This is a genomic window from Paenibacillus terrisolis, from assembly GCF_056171975.1.
The window spans coordinates 1-20415 of sequence record NZ_JBKFGG010000054.1; the positions used below are offsets into that span (position 1 = coordinate 1).

The window sequence follows — 20415 nt, forward strand, 5'->3', positions numbered from 1 at the left end:
CAAGAGAGAAAGAGCACTGCCGATATTCGGCGGTGCTTTTTTGTGTGTCCAGGTGTGTTGAATACGAATTTAGATGCTAAGACGTAACGAAGTAATATGGGATGTACTTGGCCAGTCGAGAAGAAATGTTGTATTTCATGCAATAATCTGGGTCATGGATTGGCAAAACGGCTCAAATGTTGCATTTTGTACAACAGTTTTGGGGTTAAGGGGGCATATGAGGCGGATCTATGGCCCATAATGTTGTATTTTTTACAAGATAATGGGCGGCAACTCCCTCTTCCCGTCAAAAATGATGTCTTTTGTGCAACATTAGCTTGGATGTCGGTAAAAGTACTATACTATAATTCGTTTATACCTCTTTATTGTGAAAACTGCTGAGTCACTTGGACCGAAGGGTTCTAGAAGGTAAGACGCCGCCAAGCAACAGAGAAAAAGCGCTGCCGATATTCGGTGGTGCTTTTTTGTGCTCTTGGGACGCCGGGAGGCCTAGTTGCTGCTCCGAAGATAGAAAACCTGCACTATTGCAGGTATTTTTCGAATTACGGGGTCAATCGAGTGGAAAAACTGCACTTTTGCAGGAAAAGAAAGATTTCCCCAGTCTACATGGTCAAAATGTAAAGGAATTTGGGACTGCCTGCCAATCAGCACGATATTGCCGGTTCCAGGAAATCTTCGGCTCACCAAATCGCCGCAATGGTAATTCCGTCATGTATATTCGCAATTTTTTCATGTACAATAATATTTGTGCAATTTTATGAAAACTTATACGGATAAAAATAGCTGGAGGTAACCTGCTGGAATGAAGCCAATTCTCGAAGTTGCAAGATCGTTTGGAATCGGAGAAGAGTACCTGGAATTGTACGGAAAATACAAAAGCAAGCTGGACTTTGCCCTGTGGAAGGATGTACAAAATCGGTCTGACGGCAAGCTGGTTCTGGTCACGGCCATGAATCCTACACCTGCGGGAGAAGGCAAAACGCTGACTACCATCGGATTGGCCCAGTCGCTGAACGCCATTGGAGAACCGGCGATCGCAGCGCTGAGAGAACCGTCGCTCGGTCCTTGCTTTGGAATGAAAGGCGGAGCAACGGGAGGAAACAAGGCGCAGATCGTACCATCCGAAGATATAAATCTTCATTTTACCGGCGATCTTCATGCCATTACTTCGGCCCATAATTTGCTTTCGGCCATGATCGACAATCATATTTTTCAAGGGAACGACCTCCAGATCAACCCGCAGCGTATTTTATGGAAGCGGGCTATGGACATGAATGACCGGGGGCTGCGCAATATCGTGACCGGCATCGGCGATGGCAACGGAGGCGTGCAGCAGTCCGGCTTCATGATTACAACGGCGTCGGAAGTCATGGCGGTACTGTGTCTCAGCGAAAACCTGGACGATCTGAAGGGGCGCTTGGGCCGGATGTGGGTCGCTTACAACATGCAGGGCGAAGTAATTACGGCCGCCCAAATCGGCGCGGTCGACGCCATGACCGTGCTGCTGAAGGACGCGATCAAGCCGAATATGGTACAAACCGTCGAGGGTACGCCCGTCATTGTGCACGGCGGTCCGTTTGCCAACATTGCCCATGGCTGCAGCAGCGTGACGGGAACCAGACTGGCTTTGAAGCTGGCCAAGGTCGTCGTTACGGAAGCAGGATTCGGGGCCGACCTCGGGGCCGAGAAGTTTTTTGACATCAAATGCCGTCAATCCGGCTTAACCCCGTCCGCAGCAGTGCTCGTGGTCACCGTCAAGGCGCTGAAATATAACGGCGGCGTGGGCAAAACGGATCTGGACCAGCCTAATCCGGAAGCGCTGAAGTCAGGATTGGGCAATATGACTCGCCACGTGGAGAATCTCCGTAAATTCGGCGTGCCTGTTCTGGTTGTCGTGAATCATTTTGCGGCGGACCGCGAGGATGAGCTTCAAGTCGTGCTCGATCAATGCCGCACGCTTGGCGTTCAGGCGGAAGTTTCCAAGGTTTGGGCCGAAGGAAGCCAAGGCGGCCGCGAGATGGCGAAGGCGCTAATGAAAATATTAAGCGAGGAAAAAGCTGTGTTTACCCCGCTCTACACCGACGAGACCGATCCCCGAGCCAAAATCGAAACGGTCGTACGGGAGATTTATCGCGGAGCCGGCGTCACCTACACGAAAGCGGCTTCGGATAAAATTGCGGAGCTGGAGCGTCTGGGTTACGGGAACCTGCCGGTATGCATGGCAAAAACCCCTTATTCCTTCTCCGATCAGGCCCGCCTGCTGGGCGCTCCGGAAGGATTCACCGTCAATGTCCGGGAAATTACGCTGTCTGCGGGCGCCGGATTCATCGTGGCTCACACCGGCAGCATCGTAACGATGCCGGGACTTCCCAAATCGCCGGCGGCGGAGCGAATCCATCTTGACGAACATGGTGAAGTAGCCGGTTTATTGTAATAGATTCGGGCGATTGACAGCCATAGCGATTTCTGACAAACTGGGCATAGATTTTGCCCGTAAAGCTTATTCCAGGTAAAGAGGTGAGCTTGTGGAAATCAGACAGTTAACCGCAGAGGAGTTTGAAGCGAGCACGGCATTGGCCGAATATGCATTTCAGTATCAACTTTCCCCGGTAATCCGGGAAGAACGACGGAGATCGTTTAAGCCCGAGCGGTATTGGGGCGCATTCGAGGAGGGGGAGCTGCAGGCGCGGCTGATTTTGCTGCCGCTGCAGCTGTATGTGCAGGGCAAAGCTCTGGACATGGGCGGCATCGCCGGTGTGGCGTCCTGGCCGGAGAAGCGGCGGAGCGGACTCGTCAGCCGCCTGCTGTTTCAGGCGCTGTCCCAAATAAACGAAGAAGGACGGACAATCTCCTGCTTGCACCCGTTCTCCATTCCCTTTTATCGCAAATTCGGCTGGGAAGTGTATACGGATTACAAGAAATATACGATACCGGTCGAGAAATTCCCGGCCAGGGCCGCAGCTCCCGGCAGCATCAAGCGCGATCTTAAAGATATCGGGTTGTTGAATCGGCTGTACCATTCGTTTGCGGGCAGATACAATGGAACGCTGGTCCGGGATGAGGAATGGTGGGAACGGTCGGTGTTGGATGAAGAGACGCATACCGCCGTTTATTTTTCGGACATGGGGGAGCCGGAAGGGTATACCCTCTACAGTATTAAAAATAAAGAGCTTCACGTGGATGAGTTTGTTTTCCTGAACGAGATGGCGAGGCAAGCGTTATGGACGTATTTCGCCAATCACGATTCCATGGTGACGCAGGCCGTCGTGGATCATGTTCCCGCGGACGACTTGCTGCCGTTCCTGCTTCAGGACCCGCGCTGCAAGCAGGAAGTCGTGCCGTACTTCATGGCCCGCATCGTGAATGCGAGCGGCTTTGTCCGCGAATACGCTTTTGCTCAGCAAGCTTCCGCCGTGCGGATCCCCCTTCGGATCACGGATGAATTCGCGCCTTGGAACGATGGGCGCTGGCTGCTTGAAGTCTCCGCGGAAGGAACCGGACAGCTCACTTCCGCGGTCCCGGATAGTTCCGAAGCAGAGAGCCTCGCCTGCGATATTCAAACCTTGACGGCTCTGTTTTTGGGCTACAAAAGCCCGCGGGAACTGTCGGCCTACGGGCGCTTGACCGCTTCCGAAGCATCCGTCAAGCTGCTTGAGCAGCTTATTCCCGCCAGGGCTTCGGCGCTGCTGGATTTCTTTTGATCGCAATTCATAAACATAATCCCTATTGATCCGCAACCGATCTTCGCCATTCCCAGGCGAGGGTCGGTTGTTTTTTTGCGCATCGTAAAAATTCCTACTATAAATCGCAAGTTTGACTCCTCAAAAACCCGGAATAATTCCGCTAGACTGAGGTTGTAGATTTTTGGAGTAAAGAGAGGGGTTAGCCGCATGAAAAGAACGAAAGCGTTGGCGCTGACGCTGGTTGCCGTTCTGATCCTCGCCACACTCGCGACCTGCGGCGGCGCCAAAGCTCTAACCGCGAAGAACGAAAGGGGATCGTCGAACAACGCCGCCAAAGAGCCGACGGGCGAACAGGTCGAGCTTACATTTTGGTCATTCGGGGTAACAAACTACGAAGATCTCGCCAGAGAATATACGAAAGAACATCCAAACATTACGATCAAATTTCAATACACAGCCGACGAAACCGTGCATCATAACAGTCTGACGACGGCATTCTCCGCCGGAGGGGGCGCTCCGGACATTTTTATGCTTGAGATCGGTTTTCTCGAACGTTTCATGAATTCTCAGGATAAGTTCTACAACCTGTACGACTTGGGGGCCAGAGGCATAGAGGGCAAGTATCTGGAATGGAAATGGAAGCAAGCTTCTTCGAAGGACGGCAACTTCCAGTTGGGCCTTCCCACGGATGTGGGACCAACGGTCGTTTACTATCGGACGGACCTTGCGGCGCAAGCCGGCCTTCCGACCGATCCGGACGGTTTCAGCGCCATGATCGATACTTGGGATAACTTCGCCACCGTCGCCAAACAGTTTAAGGAAAACACCGGCAAGCCGTTTGCCGATCTGACAGAACTTGTATATAACGGGCTGCGCGATCAATCGGACGGTCAAATTTACTTCAGCAAAGAAGACGGCTCCTTCATTGGAGACACCAATCCGCAGGTGAAGAAAGCCTATGACTTTACGGTCAAGGGTATTCAAGAAGGCTGGATCGGAAAATGGGCAACCTGGTCTTCCGAGTGGCAAAATGCGATTAATCAAGGTGATTTCGAAGTGATGCTCGGCCCGGCATGGATGGCTGGAACGATACGGAACGCCAAGGATTCCGCAGGCAACTGGGCGATCGCTCAGCTTCCCGAAGGCGCCGGCAACTGGGGAGGCTCCTTTCTGACGCTGCCGAAAGAAGGCAAACATCCCAAAGAGGCTTATGAATTCATCTCCTGGCTCGTCGATCAGGAGAATCAGCTAAAATCCTTTAAGGAAAGCGGACTCTTCCCTTCGATTCCGGCCATTTACGACGAACCGGCATTCAAGGCAGACAGGGACGATTTCTTCGGCGGCCAAGTTATTGCCGAAGCTTACGCCAAGTCGGCAGAAAGTGTAAAGCCGGTTTATTACGGACCGCTGCATACCCAAGCTGATAAGATCATTAAAATGGCGTTGACAAATGTGCTTGATAAAGAAGCCGATCCGCAAAAAGAATGGGACAGCGCGATGAAGCAAATCAAGCTATTGCTGGAACGAAGCTGAATCCTCGGGCTTTGGACGCTTGACCGAACCTGAACCTGTACCCAAGTAAGACAAAACCCGTAATTTATCCAAATTCGCAAGAAGATTTATGTTCTTGCGAATTTGGCTTATCAATCACAACTTTGGAGGTGCACTCATGGCAGTTGAAGTAACCGCAGAACAATCTTTTCACCATGTATCCGTGCTTCTTCAAATGGGACGTGCTGGGCCGCTCTAGTGCGTCGGCATCATAATTAAGAGCTGTCCGTCAGGATTTCTAATGTGGCAAGGAAATAAACAATCGAATGAAGAATAGTAGAGAAGGGAGATTGTGAGGGAGGCCATGTCATGAAGCTCCGCCGAAAAATCTTATTGGCTATTATTCTTCTAGTGTTTATTCCCGTCATTCTCATGGGGGCCATTTCATATTACAGCTTCTCGACCACAATGGAAAAGAAATCGAGCAATTTCTACTGGGTTTCGCTGCTGGAGACCGACCGGAAGCTGAAATTCGCACTGAATGAAGTCACAACCGTCTCGAACTCGGCGATCACGCAGCCGGTCATTCAGAAGACGCTGAAGCAGCCGGCTTCTGACGTCACTTACGAGCAAAAGCAGGATATCAACAATTTGATTAACCATCCGATGATTACTTCCTTCGGGCTTTACTCCAAAGATAAACTGTTGTACCAATTCAACGAAGCAATGTCGTTCGACGAGATGAGCCATCAAAGCTGGTACGGGGCGATGAAAGCCGCCGAAGGCCGCCCGGTATGGGTAGGTCCCGGCGAGAACGGGTCCGCTTCCGCGGGGAAACCGGTATTGATCCAGGCTCGCGTGATCAAGGATTATTACTCATTGGAGGATATCGGGGCAGTAGTCATTTATGTTAAACCGGATATTTTGGATCAGGTATTTTGGGACGCCGCGACGCTCAAACAGGGGGATATTCTCTTGGTGAACAAGCAGGGGAATATTGTTTTTGACAAGTCCGGCGAGCATATTGGGGAACGGACGCAGTTTCCTTTTCTGACGGACGGGGAACCGGGCGGAAAAGGCTATTACACGGATAAATACCAAGGCGAGAAATCTTTGATCACCTATTTGCCATCGCATAACAAAGACTGGTTTTTGGTGGCGATTACGCCAAGCAAGCTGATTGCTTCGGAATCGCTGTCGATCCGCAACATCGCGATTATTCTGGTGCTCGTTTCCTTGATTTCGGCCTTTTTGTTCGACCGCTTTTTTGTCCGCCGGCTGGTACGGAGCATCATCAGCGCCGTGAACGGCATGAAGCGGGTACAGCAAGGCATATTTGTGCCTATCACGAATACAATCAGGGCCGAAGACGAGACCGATTTGCTGGTTGACGGCTTCAATCGGATGAGCACGCAAATTTCCGAGCTGATTCAGCAAGTGCAGACCGAGCAGGCCCGGATGAAAGAGGTTGAGCTGCAAGCGCTTGTCGCGCAGATCAATCCGCACTTTATTTACAACTCGCTGGAATCGATTAATTCGATGGCGGTGCTGCAGGGCAATAAAGATATCAGCAAGATGGTCGTCTCTTTAGGCAAACTGCTGCGGATCAGCATCAGCGAGAATCAACAGCTGATCCCGCTTTCCATGGAGCTCCAGCATGTCCGCCATTATCTCGACATTCAGAAGTTCCGCTTCGAGGATAAGTTCACCTATCACATCGAGGTGCCGGAATCGTTGAGATATTACAACACGCAGAAGCTAATCGTACAGCCCATCGTGGAAAACGCGCTTTACCACGCGATTGAACAGATGGAAGGCAGCGGCTTCATTTCGATTACCGCCAAGGAAAGCGACCAGGATATCCTGGTCGACGTCATGGACAACGGCCCGGGTTTTGATCAGGATACGCTGCTTCATCTGTGGAGCAATGAGCGGATCAATCCAAAAAAATACCGGGTCAACGGCGTTGGGCTCAAAAATGTTCATGAGCGGCTTCGCATCCGGTTTGGCGGCTATTACGGCATCATGATCTGTTCATCTCCGGGATTCGGCTCGATTATTCGCATCCGCATTCCGAAGATATTGCCGTGATTCATGCGAATGCCAACCGACAAACGGGAAGGGGAGCCGTCATGAGAAAATGGTTCTTGAACTGGGGCTGGATTGCCGTGTACGCATTTGTACTTGCCGTCTCGGTTCTGATCATCGCCGCCGACCGCCACGAGCCGATCGAGGAGAGTCAAACGGAGAAGATTACGCTTACGTTCCGCCATTTTTGGATCAAGGAGCATGACCGGCCGATGCTGAACATCGTCGAGGATGTCGTCGACGAGTTTCAGAAAACCCATCCCAACGTCAAAGTGAATTTCGAAGGGATGGACCAAACGGTGCACCGCGAGCAGAAGCTGAAAAGCGAAATGGTAACCGGGACGCCGCCGGATATGTTCGTTTTGTTCGGAGGCGCCGAAATCGAGCCGTACGTCCGCTCCAACCGGCTGATGGATTTGACGGAATTTGTCCGAAAAAACGGGCTGGAGGACCAATTTCAGGATCTGCACCTGTGGACCTTTGACGGGCGGGTCTACGGCTTGCCGATCGAGGGAAATGCGGAGCCGCTGTTTTACAACAAAAAAATATTTACGGAATTGGGGTTGGAACCGCCAAAAACGCTGGACGAGCTGAATCGGGTGATTCGAACGGTATCGGCAAACAAAATTATACCATTTGCGCTTGGCAATGAAGAACGCTGGCCGGCGGCGATTTTTGCCCATTATTTGATGGACAGATATGCCGGTCCGGGATTAATCAATGAACTCGCGCAAGGGGACGAGACAAAAAGCTTCGAGAACGTCGGTTACTCGCAAGCCTTTACGGTATTTAAAACATGGATCGACGAGCACGCTTTCAGCTACGGCGCAAACGACTTGTCGACAGAAGAAGCTATCGACCTGTTTACGAGTGGAAACGCCGCCATGTACCTCAACGGGAACTGGGACATCAACCTGTTTCATAACGAAAAGACCCCGGCTGATTTTCAGAATCAAGTGGGCGTCATTCCTTTTCCTACACTGCAATCGGAAGAAACTAAATCGCTCGCAGGCGGTTATACGATCGGGATCGGCTTGTCCTCTAACTTGGAGGAAGCGAAATGGCAGGCGGCTCAAGAATTGCTGCAGGCTTTATACACGGAGGATGTCCAGCGGAGAATCGTGTACGAGGCGCTGCGGATTCCTTCGATGAAAATCGATTTTGATTCGGATCGGACCGGACCGGTTTTTCCTCAGGTCATTCAGCTCATGGAGCAAAGCCGGCAGAGCTTTGTCCCATATGACAACGTGCTGTCTCCGGAAGTGAACAAAACTTTCCTGAAGGTGCTGGAGGAAATGATCGGCGGGAAGATTTCTCCGGGGGAAGCCCTGCAACAAACTCAGCAAACTTCGGAGCAATTTTGGCAGCTGCGGCGCAGCTCTCTTCCCGATTAATAGCCTTGGAGGTGCTCAAATGGAAGCGAATGAGGAAAAATACCGGGTGATTCTGGTTGATGACGAACCGATCATTCTGCGCAGTTTGAAAGTAGCGGTTCCCTGGGAGGAACTCCGTTTGGAGATCGTTGGGGAGGCGAGAAACGGCGAGCAGGCGCTTCAGCTTGTTCGCGATCTTGCGCCGCATATGATTATCAGCGATATCCGCATGCCGGGCATCGACGGGATCACGCTGATGAAGGAGGTTTTGGCCGAAGACGAAAAGCGGCTGTTTATATTTATCAGCGGATACGGGGAATTCGAATATGCCAGAGAAGCGCTGCGGGAAGGCGCGTTCGATTATCTGCTGAAGCCGATCGACCATGACGAACTGATCGAAATGATCCGGCGGGCCAAAAAGAACCTGGAGAAGCAGTCGGAAAACGAAAGACTGCTGCATTCGGCTCAAGTACTGTCCGTTCTGGCCCGGGAGCGGCTGTTTGCCGAATTTATCGAGGGGAATCAGAGCCAAAGCTCTCTGCAGCATATGCGCTGGCTGGAAAACAGCGAGCTTCAGCAGGAATACTTCATGGCCGTGATTCAATTGGATCATTTCATGAAGTGGAACGAACGCTGGAATTCGGGGGAGAAACGGCTCTGGTTGTTTGCGATCCGCAATATTCTCAGCGAGTGGTCGATGATACATGGAGCCCTGACGGTATTTCCTTTCCACAGCGGGGAATGGGTGCTGCTGTTTCCAAGTTCGCTGAACGAGCAGAAAGAAAGCCTGGGAAACGACATTATCATGCAAATCAAGCACAATACCAAACTGTCCTGCTCCATCGGCTTCAGCCAGCGGGCAGCCGGCGTCGAGCAGTTGAGCGAAGCTTATCAAAGCGCCGCAAAGGCGTTGTATCAACGCTTCTACAGCGACCGTGAGGGCGTGTTTGTCGATTCCGCACCGGAGTTTGTGGCGTATCGGGAGGCAAAATACCCCAAACATTTGGAAACGGCGATTCTGGACAGTATTCGTACGCTGGACAAACAGCGAATGCTGGATATTTTAGACCAGACCAAACGGTATATCGAGGAGCAGGCGTTCACAAAAGAAACGGCCGAACGGATTATTTTGGAGATGACCGTGGTGCTTTACCGGCAGTTTGAACATATGAACCTTCTGTTGGAATGGTCGCTGGAGGGCTTGCTGCAGGAGCTGCATTCCCTGGGGACCCTGAATGAAATGATGGAGCTGATGAAGACTCATTTCGGCAAATGGATCACGGAAAGCCAAGAGAGCCCATCCAAGGAGAGCATTCAAACCGTCATCGCCAAAACGCAGGAATACATTTCAAACAATTATCATAAGGACCTCAGTATCGAGGAGGTTTCCGAGCTCGCCGATCTCAGCATCAGTCACTTTTGCATGCTGTTCAAGCAGATTACCGGCTTTACGTTCCTGGAATATTTGACCCAGTGCCGGATTGAAAAGGCCAAATACATTTTGCGAAATAGTCAAGTTAAGGTGTACCAGGTGGCGCCGCTGGTTGGTTATCAGGATCCGCGCTATTTTACGCAGGTCTTCAAAAAGGTCACGGGAAAGACGCCAACCGAGTTTCGCGAAGAAGGAGCCTGAGAAAGGAATGCTCCATAAAAAAAGCCGGGCAGGGACGATGGTTCGTTCCCTACCCGACTTTTTTATTTACGACGAACGTCTGCGTCTCATGGACCCCATGATAAGACTGACGATCAGCACAAGCACAATGGCTCCGATCAAGGCCGGAATGAAGTAAAAGTTACCGAGGACCGGACCCCAATTGCCAAGGACCAGGCTGCCAAGCCAGGCGCCGACGAATCCCGCGACAATGTTGCCGATAATGCCGCCCGGGACATCTCTCCCCAAAATCGTGCCGGCAATCCAACCGATTATGCCGCCGATAATGATAGACCACAAGAAACCCATCTGGACCACTCCTAAATGATTCATTTTCTTGATTGTTACTATTGCCAAAAATTTGGATTTTAAACGGGCAATTAAGTTACGGATTTGACATAGGGACCCTGCTGGACGTATCGTAATGGGAAATTGAGTGTTGAAAGGACGAAACGGCCCATGGGTTGGCTGATTTATGCGCTTGGCCTTTTAACGGCGTTGATCATAGGGATTGTCTGGGTCTGGCTGAAAAGACGGCAGGCTAACGTTTCGGCAAAGCCCCAAGCCATCGTAACGACCTTTAAAGAAGACCCGAGAACCTCCAGGGCCTTTGCCTGGGTTACTTCAAGCTTCGAGGATCGCGGAAGAATACAGATTTCGCCGGGACCGGCCGGTGATTGGGCCGGAGAACAGGTGCTTACGTTTGAAGCGAAGTCGGCGATCAGCCGTTCCGGAAAAGGCGGGAGTCTCTCCATCCATAAAGCGGCGGTTACCGGCCTGAATCCGGGGAGGGCTTATATCTACCGTGTGGGGGGCGGCAAATTCGGGAGATGGAGCGAACCCGCGCAGTTCCTGACGGAATCCGCAGAACCGGAAAGCTTCACCTTTATCAACGTCACGGATACCCAAGGGGAGAAGGAAGATGATTTCAAATGGTGGAAGCGTACGCTGAAACGGGCTTTTGCCGTTTATCCCGATGCGCGGTTTATTTTACATAACGGAGATTTAACGGGGGATCCTAGGGAAGAGAAAGGGTGGGATTATTTTTTTACCGCCTCCCTCAAATGGCTGCTTCGGGTTCCGCTGATGCCGGTAACCGGAAATCACGATGAGATTGCGGAAGGAATCGCGGGCTGGTACCCCGATCATTTCAATTTGCCGGATAACGGGGCGGAAGGATCGATTCCGGGGACAACCTACTCGTTTGACTACGGTCATGCGCACATCGTCGTATTGAATACGGAATCGAATCTCGTCAAGCAGACCAAGTGGCTGCGCTGCGATCTGAAGAAACGGCGGAAGCCGTGGATCATCGTGGCCATGCACCGTCCGGCATACGGCGGCAATATGTACGAGAAAGCGGAAGAATGGGTAAGGGTGTTTGACGAGTTTGGGGTTCATTTGGTGCTGCAGGGGCATAATCATGAATATTCGCGGTCCTATCCTCTGTGCGGCGGAAAAGTCGTTCCGGACGGAAAAGGGACCGTCTATGTCGTTACCAACACGGCCGGTCCCAAGTTCAACAATGTGAAAAAGGATAAATTTTATCAGGCGGCTCACTTTCAGTCCGGGAAACAAATGTTTGCCGCGGTCACGGTCAGTGAGCGTTCGCTTCACTTTCAGGCCTACGATGCCGACGGCTTGCGGCGGGATGAATTTGTCTTAAAGCGCTAGGCTCAGGAATGGCTCGGTTATTTCACCCCGTCTACACTTGGAACCGGAGCGGCGGATTCCTGAATTTCCTCTTTGCGCTGTTTCCCGCGGCGAAGCAGGAGCCCTAGCAGAGAACCGCCGATGGCGACGAAGATCATGATGTGGAACGTATCGTCAAAGCCTTTGGCAAGCACGGTCGCAGCGGCTTTCTTGACCGCTTCGGCGGAAGCCGCCGTTTGCGGCAGGTTGCCGGCTTTGGCTGCTGCGGCAGCGGCCTCCTTCATTTCATTGCCGCGGAACGTCGTTCTCGAGGTCAATATCGTCACGAGCGCCGAGATGGCCAGCGAATTGATGACCTGCTGCATGGAATTGGTCAGTGAAGTAACCCGGTTGATCAGCGGTTTGGGTGCTTTATTCAGCAGATGGTTGTTCATCGGCATCGTCATCAGGCCCATCCCGGCTCCGCACATAATTAAAGGCAAAATAATATCGTGGCTTTCGGTCGTCAGATCCACGAAAGAATATTGATATAAAGCTCCTGCCACAAGACCAAGTCCGGCTACCACAAGCCATCTTACCCCGATTTTATCAAAAAGTATTCCGGCGAACGGCATCATGAGCCCGGAGGCAATCGCCTGCGGCAGCAGGGTAAGTCCGGTGTCATAGGCGCCGAAGCCGCGGGCCTGCTGCAGAAATTGCGGCAGCATAAAGAGCGCTCCGTAAAGCGCGAATTGCCCGATCCACTGGACGATGATACCGGCGCTAAAGTCAATGGAACGAAAGATGCGCAGTTCCAGAAGCGGGTTGTTGGTTTTCAGTTCGGCGACGATAAAAGCGGCCAACGCGACGAGCCCGACGGCGATGCCGATCAGCGTCTTATCGGAAGTCCAGCTTTCCGCGCCTTGACTGACCCCGTACGACAGGGAAGCGAAGGCTAGCGGACCAAGAACCATGCCCCATTTATCGATGCCGGGCACTTGGCTTCTCTCCACTTTCGGCAGCTTTCGCATGCCGATCAGCAGGCAAATGATTCCTACCGGAATGTTGATCAGAAAAATCCAGCGCCAGGTCTGGTATTCGACCAGATATCCCGAGAGTACGGGACCGATTGCAGGAGCGAAAAGGACGGGAATCCCCATGATGCCCATGACGACTCCGACTTTATTGGAGGGACTCAGTTTGTAAACGTAAGCCATGGCTACCGGAAGCACGCATCCGCCTCCAAGGCCTTGAAGCACCCGAAACGCAATCAGCCATTCGGCGCGGTTCGGGGTCGAGCAAAGGATGGAACCGATCGTAAACAAAACCACGGCGCCGAGAAAAATATTTTTCGCCCCAAAACGGTCGGACAACCAACCCGACAGCGGAATGACGGAGGCCTGCGCGAGCATGTAGCCGGTGACGACCCACTGCAAGGTTTTCAAATCCGTGTCGAAGTCCTTAACCAACGTGGATAACGCAACGTTCATGGCGGTGTTGTCCAGCACGACCATGAATACCCCGGCTATGATCGCCAACAGCGGCACCAAAATGCCGGACAACCGGAACTCCGCTTGGGGCTTAATGGTTTGCTCCATTGTTTTCTCCTCCTGTGCGACCGTGACTAGCCGTTGCTTCACGGTCGATTTCTCTTTATAATGAGACTGAAATCAAGAATAGGGACAATTGTCCGGTGTAGCACCTTTTTATTCTACGGACAATTGTCCGGCAAGTCAAGAAGCTGTGGGAGGTTCCGTTTATGAATAGATCGGATGGTCGTTCGGAGCATGAAACTTGGGCAAACTCCGAAAGAAAAGCGGCAATTGAAGCGGAGGAAATCGACTGCGGGGAAGCGCGGGCGCCCGGCCGGCGCCGTCGAGATCAGGATCCTTATCGGGAGCGCATTTTGGAAGCGGCCCGGATACTGTTTCAGGAGCAAGGCCTGGAAGGGGTCAGCATGTACCAGATCGCCAAAAAGGCCGGCATGGGACAAGGTTCGCTTTATCGGCGGTATGCGGACAAAGGCGAGATTTGCTCGGATTTGCTGAAAAACAACATAAAGCCGCTGTTTGCGGGAATCGAGGCCAAGGTTGCCGAAATGAAAGGAAACACGGCATCCGGCGGGAAGGCGGCGATGGATTGCCTGCTCTTGATCGTTCGGCAGATCATTGATTTTATCGACGAGCATGCCGAGATCCTCTTAATGATCAAATCGGAGTTCACCGGGAAGAAGCAATTAACCCAGTTTGAGCATCCTATATTCATGAAGCTAGGTGAAATTTTAACCGATCTGCTCGAACAAGCGGTTCGGGACGGGGAAATCCATGGGATCGACCCGCGGTTTATGGGCAGCGCCTTGCTAGCGATGCTCAGTCCGGATTTGTATCTGTTCCGGCAAAAATACCATGGGGCCGGCAAAGAGGACAATTTGGGAGGCATTTTCCGTATTTTGAACGCGGTGCGTAAATAAAAAACACGAAAATAAAAACCGCCCCAGTTGCCGGAATGGCCCGGCAGCTGGGGCAGTTTTTTAGTAGCTTGAGGTTGGCTAAACCGTTACTTTCCCTTCCCGAGAGAGAGAACCCGCTAGATCGGAAATGGCGTGGCGTTCGTGTTCCGCCGCGCTCAGCTTTCGGCACTCCCGGAAAGCAAAATGCTGGCATCCCCGGCATTTGTCGCTTTCGATTTTGCCGAGGGCATAGTTCAGCGCATCCCCGGTATGTCCAAAAAAATTCTCTTCGCCGATCAACCCGAGGCAGCCGGTTCTCGCGAGCAGGCTCCGGGGTTGGTCCTGGAGCCCGGAGATCACTATGGTTACCCCGCCTTTTTTAAGCCGTTTAACCAGCCGGTAGAAATTGGATTCGCCCGTCGTATCCATGAACGGCACCTTGCTCATGCGCATGACGACGGCCTTCAGGTGCTTCATGTTATCCAGTTCCGAACCGGAGATTTGAAACGTATGGGCAGCGCCGAAAAATAGCGGACCGTCTATGGTGAAGATGGAAATTTGCGGACAGTCATGGTCTTTGGTGACCATATGGGCATGCACTTTTTCATTCTCGGAAGAAGGATCGGGCAGCACTCGATTTACGGACAGCGTGTCGCTCATCCGTTTGACGAAAATGACAACGGCAAGCACTAAACCGATTTCCACCGCTGTCGTCAGCGTCGTGAACACCGTGAGCAGGAAGGTGACGAGCAGGACCAGGGAATCTCCCGTCCGGGTTTTGAGCATATGGGCAAAAGCCTTGCGTTCGCTCATGTTCCAGGCGACCACCATCAGGATCGGCGCCATGCTGGCCAGCGGAATGTTGGAGGCGTATGGCGCGAACAAGGCAACGATCAGCAGCACGACCACGCCGTGAATGATCCCGGAAAGAGGCGAGGCCGCTCCGTTTTTAATATTGGTCGCTGTCCGGGCGATGGCTCCCGTGGCGGGAATGCCGCCAAAAAATGGAGTGACGATGTTCGCGATACCTTGTCCGATCAATTCACGGTTGCTGTTGTGGCGGGTTCCGCTCATGCCGTCGGCTACAACGGCCGAGAGCAGCGACTCGATGCTGCCGAGCAGCGCGATGATCAGGGCCGGCTGGAGCATGTGCGTAAAGTTGCCGACGCTCAGCGAAATCGGATGCAGGTTTGGCAATCCGCCGGGAATATCGCCGTAAGCGGAGCCGATGGTTGTCACTTTGCCGGGGAACAGCCAGATTGCCGCCAGCGTCGAAAGGATGATTCCCACCAGCGACCCGGGCACTTTTGGAAGAACCTTTGGGGTGAGCAAAAGTGCGGCCAAACAAATGCAGGCCGTCAAAATGCTGTACAAGTTGATTGTGGAAATATGAATGCCCAGCTCTTTCATGCTTGCAAAGAAATATTCCTGCCGTTTCAACCCGGTAAGACCAAGAAAGTTCCCGATCTGCCCGCTGAAGATCGTCACGGCGATTCCGGCGGTAAAGCCAATCGTCACCGGCCTCGGAATAAACCGGATTAATGCGCCGAGCCTGAGTACGCCCATCAGTACTAAAATAATCCCGGCAAGAAATCCGGCGATCAGCAGATTTTCATAACCATACTGCATGACGATCGCCAGCAAAATCGGGATGAACGCTCCCGTCGGGCCCCCGATCTGAAATTTGGAGCCTCCCAGCAGCGAAATAATCATTCCGGCGATAATCGTCGTATAAAGACCGTATTCCGGCTTGACTCCCGAAGCGATCGCGAAAGCCATGCCCAGCGGGATCGCCACGATGCCCACGATGCAGCCGGAGATCAAATCCTTTCGCAGCTTGCCAACATTGTAATCCTGAAACCTTCCTGCCCACTTCATCCATTAACCCTTCTTTTCTATAAGGTCTGCTAAATTTTCTCCGCTAGCTTCAGACACAAAAAAGAACCCCCGCTGCCCGGCGGGGAGTCGAAGGTTCCTATTTTTCCTGACGGATGCCTTCCAGTAGAGATATCGATTCCACTAAATGGTTGTTAAAAATCTGCCGGGCAACTGCAAGCAAATCCTTGATCAGCGGATCCCGCAGCGAGTAGATGACCGTAGTTCCTTCCTTAACGCTGTTGACCAAATTTTTCGCGCGAAGAACGGCAAGCTGTTGTGACACGGCCGAGCCCTCAGAACCGAGAATGGCTTGAAGCTCGTTGACGTTTTGCTCGCCTTCGCTCAGCACCTCCAAAATACGGATACGCATTGGATGGGCGAGAGCCTTGAAAAATTCGGCTTTAAATTGCTGAATGTTCACGTCCATCGGATATAAGCTCCTTAAAGTTTGAAGTTTCATATATCTGAATCTTTGCATATTTAACATATTATCATATGGAGGTTCTCTATGCATAGACAAATTTTAGGATGACGGATAACGGCAAAATTATGCTTAGGCACGATTAACAGGAATAACCGTTTGTACGGAGATCGAATGAATGTTATCATTATCATTGATAATCATTATCAAAAAAATAGAAATAGAGATAGATTGAGATAATGCCGGTTCTCTAGCAGGCCTTGCGTCTCTAGCGAATTCGTTCAGAACATAGGGAAAGCGAGAGTGAATGAAGTGGGACATCTTTTGGAGGTTAAGGATTTGGCGATATCGTTTAAAACGCGGGAGGGAGAGGTTCAGGCGATTCGCGGCGTCAGCTTCCACGTGAACGAGGGCGAAACGCTGGCGATTGTCGGCGAATCGGGCTCGGGAAAAAGCGTAACCTCCCAGGCCGTCATGCAATTGGTTCCCAGACCGCAAGGCCATTACAAACATGGGCAAATCCGGTTCGAAGGTGAAGAACTGATCGGGAAAACCGAAAAGCAGATGCGGCAAATCCGCGGCAAGGAAATCGGGATGATTTTTCAGGATCCGATGACTTCTCTGAATCCGTCGATGAAGGTAGGCAAGCAGATCACTGAGGTTCTTTTCACGCATGAAAAGATGACGAAAAACGCCGCTCATGAGCGGGCGGTCGAACTGCTGCGGCTGGTGGGAATTCCGGCGCCCGAACGCCGTTTCCAACAATATCCGCATGAATTCAGCGGCGGGATGAGGCAGCGGGTGGTTATCGCGATGGCGTTGGCGGCGAATCCCAAGCTGCTGATAGCCGATGAACCGACCACGGCGCTGGACGTTACCATTCAGGCGCAGATTTTGGAGCTCATGAAGGACCTGCAGCGGAAAATTGGCATGGCGATCATCTTCATCACCCATGACCTCGGCGTTGTAGCGAAGATGGCCGACCGGGTGGCTGTTATGTATGCCGGGCAAATCGTCGAGACCGGGACCGTGGACGAGATTTTCTATGATCCGCGGCATCCGTACACGTGGGGGCTGCTGGCGTCAATGCCCAGCCTGGACGGAAGGGATGGCAAACGGCTCACGGCGATTCCCGGCACGCCTCCCGATCTGATCCGGCCGCCAAAGGGCGACGCGTTTTCTTTGCGCAACCCTGCCGCGATGAAGATTGAATACGAGCAGGCGCCGCCTCTCTATAAAGTATCGGATACGCACGAGGTGAGATCCTGGCTGCTGCACCCCTACGCTCCGGAAACGCTGCCTCCGGAAGCGGTAGCGCGGAACCGGCGCAAGCTGGAGGGCGTATACGAGCAGCCGGTGTTGGTGGAGCAATTAAATTATTAGCGACCGATTCGGCCATCGGATCTGCCGATGCTCCAAGTGGGAGTACATTCGGGGCGGTTCGTGGTACACTGGCTATAAAACTAGTATTTTACGGCGTGGCTATCATTTTACGCGGCAAGGAGAATGAGATGAAGCTGGTATCCTGGAATGTCAACGGACTAAGAGCATGTGTAGGAAAGGGATTCAACGATTATTTTGCTGCGGCCGATGCGGATATTTTTTGCCTTCAGGAGACGAAGCTGCAGGAAGGGCAAATTACGCTGGAACTGGGCGAGGAGTACGAGCAGTATTGGAATTACGCCGAGAAAAAAGGGTATTCCGGGACCGCCGTATTTACCAGAATCAAACCGCTGTCGGTACGCTACGGGATCGAGGAGGAATCCGAGCCGGAAGGCCGGATCATTACGCTGGAGTTCGAGTCTTTTTATCTTGTTACGGTGTATACGCCGAATGCGAAACGGGACCTGTCCCGGCTGGACTACCGGATGGAATGGGAGGAACGTTTCCGCGGCTATTTGCTTCAATTGGACAGCCTTAAGCCCGTCATCGTCTGCGGGGATCTGAATGTGGCTCACCGGGAGATTGATCTGAAAAATCCGCGCTCCAACGAAGGCAATTCAGGGTTCACCCCGCAGGAACGCGGTAAAATGACGGAGTTGCTGGATTCCGGGTTCGTTGATACCTTCCGGTATTTTTATCCGGACCGGACCGATGTCTATAGCTGGTGGTCCTTTATGCCGAAGGTGCGGGAGCGGAACGTGGGTTGGCGGATCGACTATTTTCTCGCTTCGTCCCGGCTTGCCCCCCAATTGCTGGATTCCGACATTGACTGCCACATCATGGGCAGCGACCACTGCCCGGTGGTTTTGACGGTGGATGGTGTGGGGCGGTAAGGGGGGAATAAGGCGCCTATGTCTACCACAGGCTTAGGGAAGTAAACTGGGGCAAAAAGGAATTAATGGGGAATATGTGATATTATTGATTTGGAATGAAGCGATTGAAAACCGATCCAATTCATATTAGAAAACCGACGAAGAACGTCCTTGATCCGCCATACGCGGTGCGAGGGCGTTTTTTATATTTTTGAAAGGTGGAGTAGAAGGAATATGGATTTTGAACAAGCGCATGAGATTTTTCTTGAGTATCATCTATCAGTTAGAAAGGGCGAACGAAGGGGGAGATTGCACCGGGGGCATAATTACGCCGAGAAGCTGTTTCTCCAGAATGTATGGTGGCCGCTGTTTGGTTCCCTGGAGCATCTGCATCCCGAATACGAGGTATACGACTGGAACCGCAAATTTGGAATCGAATGTGACGGGTTCCAGAGCCATGTGAGGGATATGGACCGGGACAAGTTCAGTTATTCGCTGAACCGCGACGTGTTTTTGAACGGCATGGGGTGGAAAATGATCCACTTTTCCTTTGACGATATTCAGAGCCGACCGGAAATTTGCCGCATGCTGCTTCAGCTCGTTGTGGGTCCCAATTTGCTAAAAAGCCGGTCAAGTTCAATGAATAGGTCTATGTCCGTAGGCGAAAAGGAAGTGCTGAAAATGGCCTGGAGCCTAGGGAGGCCCATTCGTCCTAGAGACATCATCAACCGCTGCGAAGTTAACTATCGGACGGCCCGCAGATGGCTGCAGGGATTGGTCGACAAGGGAAAGCTTCGCCCCAAAGCAGGGGATAAATACATATGCCGCTATGAGCTGGCGGAAGGATCATCGGATGATTTGGTATAGCTTATCGGGGACTATTAACTACCGCCGCCGCCTGACTAAATCCGTAATATCCGCGATGATTTAACACTTACCGGCAATTTGTCTCCGCGTTTGGTTGAAAAGGACCGGCCATGGCGTAAATGTTGTACAAACTGCAACATTTACGCTCATTCCCGGGGGAAAAACGTAAGATGTTGCAGTTTGTACAACAAATTGAGGCGAAAAGGGTCATTCGAGCAATAAAGCAGGGAAAATGTTGCACAAAGTACAACATAACCCCAAATTTCACTTGGAAGATAATAAAATGATGTATTTAATACAATATTTCTGGGTGGCAGGTTGGAATAAGCATCGACAATGGTGGCTAAGGGACGAGCCTTAAAAAGTTGGGTCGGGGATAGAATGAGCTAGTATGGGCAGTATGTGTGGTTGAGGTTAAGCTAAGCTTGTATGAGAGAATATGTGTGGTTGAGGTTAAGCTAAGCTTGTATGGGCAATATGTATTGGTTCAGGTTATAGACTGAGCCGGTATGGGGCTAATTTAAGCTAGGATTGTATTAGTGTGGGCCAGTTTGAGTTAGTAAAAGCCAGCTTAAGCTAGTAAGAGTTAGTATAAGTTAGTATAAATTAGCATGTGCGGGTTGGCGT

The 20415-nt window shown here is 51.8% G+C and carries 15 protein-coding genes; 11 read left to right on the top strand and 4 right to left on the bottom strand.

All coding sequences use genetic code 11. The annotated features are described in order from the left end of the window. Positions 1–802: 802 nt before the first annotated feature. The 6 genes from ACI48K_RS25085 to ACI48K_RS25110 all read left to right on the top strand — a co-directional run bounded on the left by ACI48K_RS25085 (position 803) and on the right by ACI48K_RS25110 (position 10268). Positions 803–2434 carry a formate--tetrahydrofolate ligase gene (locus ACI48K_RS25085; protein WP_475030362.1) on the top strand — a complete coding sequence of 544 codons (1632 nt, stop codon included), beginning with the start codon at positions 803–805 and terminating at the stop codon, positions 2432–2434. 91 nt (positions 2435–2525) lie between these two features. Next, positions 2526–3701 carry a GNAT family N-acetyltransferase gene (locus tag ACI48K_RS25090; RefSeq protein WP_475030363.1) on the top strand — a complete coding sequence of 392 codons (1176 nt, stop codon included), beginning with the start codon at positions 2526–2528 and terminating at the stop codon, positions 3699–3701. A gap of 189 nt (positions 3702–3890) precedes the next feature. Then, complete coding sequence (locus tag ACI48K_RS25095; RefSeq protein ID WP_475030364.1) at positions 3891–5216, top strand: ABC transporter substrate-binding protein; 1326 nt, start codon at positions 3891–3893, stop codon at positions 5214–5216. Positions 5217–5543: 327 nt separating this feature from the next. After that, positions 5544–7265, top strand: coding sequence for a cache domain-containing sensor histidine kinase (locus ACI48K_RS25100; RefSeq protein WP_475030365.1), 1722 nt, complete (start codon positions 5544–5546; stop codon positions 7263–7265). 41 nt (positions 7266–7306) lie between these two features. Further along, positions 7307–8656 (top strand): ABC transporter substrate-binding protein, encoded by a 1350-nt coding sequence (locus ACI48K_RS25105; RefSeq protein ID WP_475030366.1) that lies wholly within the window; start codon positions 7307–7309, stop codon positions 8654–8656. Between the two features lie 19 nt (positions 8657–8675). Then, positions 8676–10268 (top strand): response regulator, encoded by a 1593-nt coding sequence (locus ACI48K_RS25110; RefSeq protein ID WP_475030367.1) that lies wholly within the window; start codon positions 8676–8678, stop codon positions 10266–10268. A 66-nt stretch (positions 10269–10334) separates the two neighbouring features. Here ACI48K_RS25110 and ACI48K_RS25115 read toward each other — a convergent pair whose 3' ends face one another. Next, positions 10335–10595 (bottom strand): GlsB/YeaQ/YmgE family stress response membrane protein, encoded by a 261-nt coding sequence (locus ACI48K_RS25115; RefSeq protein WP_475030368.1) that lies wholly within the window; start codon positions 10593–10595, stop codon positions 10335–10337. Positions 10596–10745: 150 nt separating this feature from the next. Here ACI48K_RS25115 and ACI48K_RS25120 point away from each other — a divergent pair, with 150 nt between their 5' ends. Further along, on the top strand, positions 10746–11960 hold the full coding sequence (locus tag ACI48K_RS25120; protein ID WP_475030369.1) for a purple acid phosphatase family protein: 1215 nt from the start codon (positions 10746–10748) through the stop codon (positions 11958–11960). A 17-nt stretch (positions 11961–11977) separates the two neighbouring features. Here the strand turns inward: ACI48K_RS25120 and ACI48K_RS25125 are convergent, their stop codons facing one another. Continuing rightward, a complete protein-coding gene (locus ACI48K_RS25125; protein ID WP_475030370.1) occupies positions 11978–13516 on the bottom strand; it encodes a DHA2 family efflux MFS transporter permease subunit in 1539 nt (512 codons plus the stop codon). A gap of 161 nt (positions 13517–13677) precedes the next feature. Here ACI48K_RS25125 and ACI48K_RS25130 point away from each other — a divergent pair, with 161 nt between their 5' ends. Continuing rightward, complete coding sequence (locus ACI48K_RS25130) at positions 13678–14388, top strand: TetR/AcrR family transcriptional regulator (RefSeq protein ID WP_475030371.1); 711 nt, start codon at positions 13678–13680, stop codon at positions 14386–14388. A 78-nt stretch (positions 14389–14466) separates the two neighbouring features. Here ACI48K_RS25130 and ACI48K_RS25135 read toward each other — a convergent pair whose 3' ends face one another. Both ACI48K_RS25135 and ACI48K_RS25140 read right to left on the bottom strand, forming a co-directional pair. Beyond that, on the bottom strand, positions 14467–16245 hold the full coding sequence (locus tag ACI48K_RS25135; RefSeq protein ID WP_475030372.1) for a SulP family inorganic anion transporter: 1779 nt from the start codon (positions 16243–16245) through the stop codon (positions 14467–14469). A gap of 97 nt (positions 16246–16342) precedes the next feature. After that, complete coding sequence (locus ACI48K_RS25140; RefSeq protein ID WP_475030373.1) at positions 16343–16672, bottom strand: ArsR/SmtB family transcription factor; 330 nt, start codon at positions 16670–16672, stop codon at positions 16343–16345. Positions 16673–16978: 306 nt separating this feature from the next. On the opposite strand from ACI48K_RS25140, the gene ACI48K_RS25145 reads away from it, so the two are divergent. The 3 genes from ACI48K_RS25145 (at position 16979) to ACI48K_RS25155 (ending at position 19788) form a co-directional block, all read left to right on the top strand. Continuing rightward, a complete protein-coding gene (locus ACI48K_RS25145) occupies positions 16979–18049 on the top strand; it encodes an ABC transporter ATP-binding protein (protein WP_475030387.1) in 1071 nt (356 codons plus the stop codon). Positions 18050–18177: 128 nt separating this feature from the next. Next, on the top strand, positions 18178–18942 hold the full coding sequence (locus tag ACI48K_RS25150; protein WP_475030374.1) for an exodeoxyribonuclease III: 765 nt from the start codon (positions 18178–18180) through the stop codon (positions 18940–18942). A gap of 213 nt (positions 18943–19155) precedes the next feature. Continuing rightward, positions 19156–19788, top strand: a complete 633-nt coding sequence (locus ACI48K_RS25155) for a PDDEXK family nuclease (protein WP_475030375.1) — start codon at positions 19156–19158, stop codon at positions 19786–19788. Positions 19789–20415: the final 627 nt, after the last annotated feature.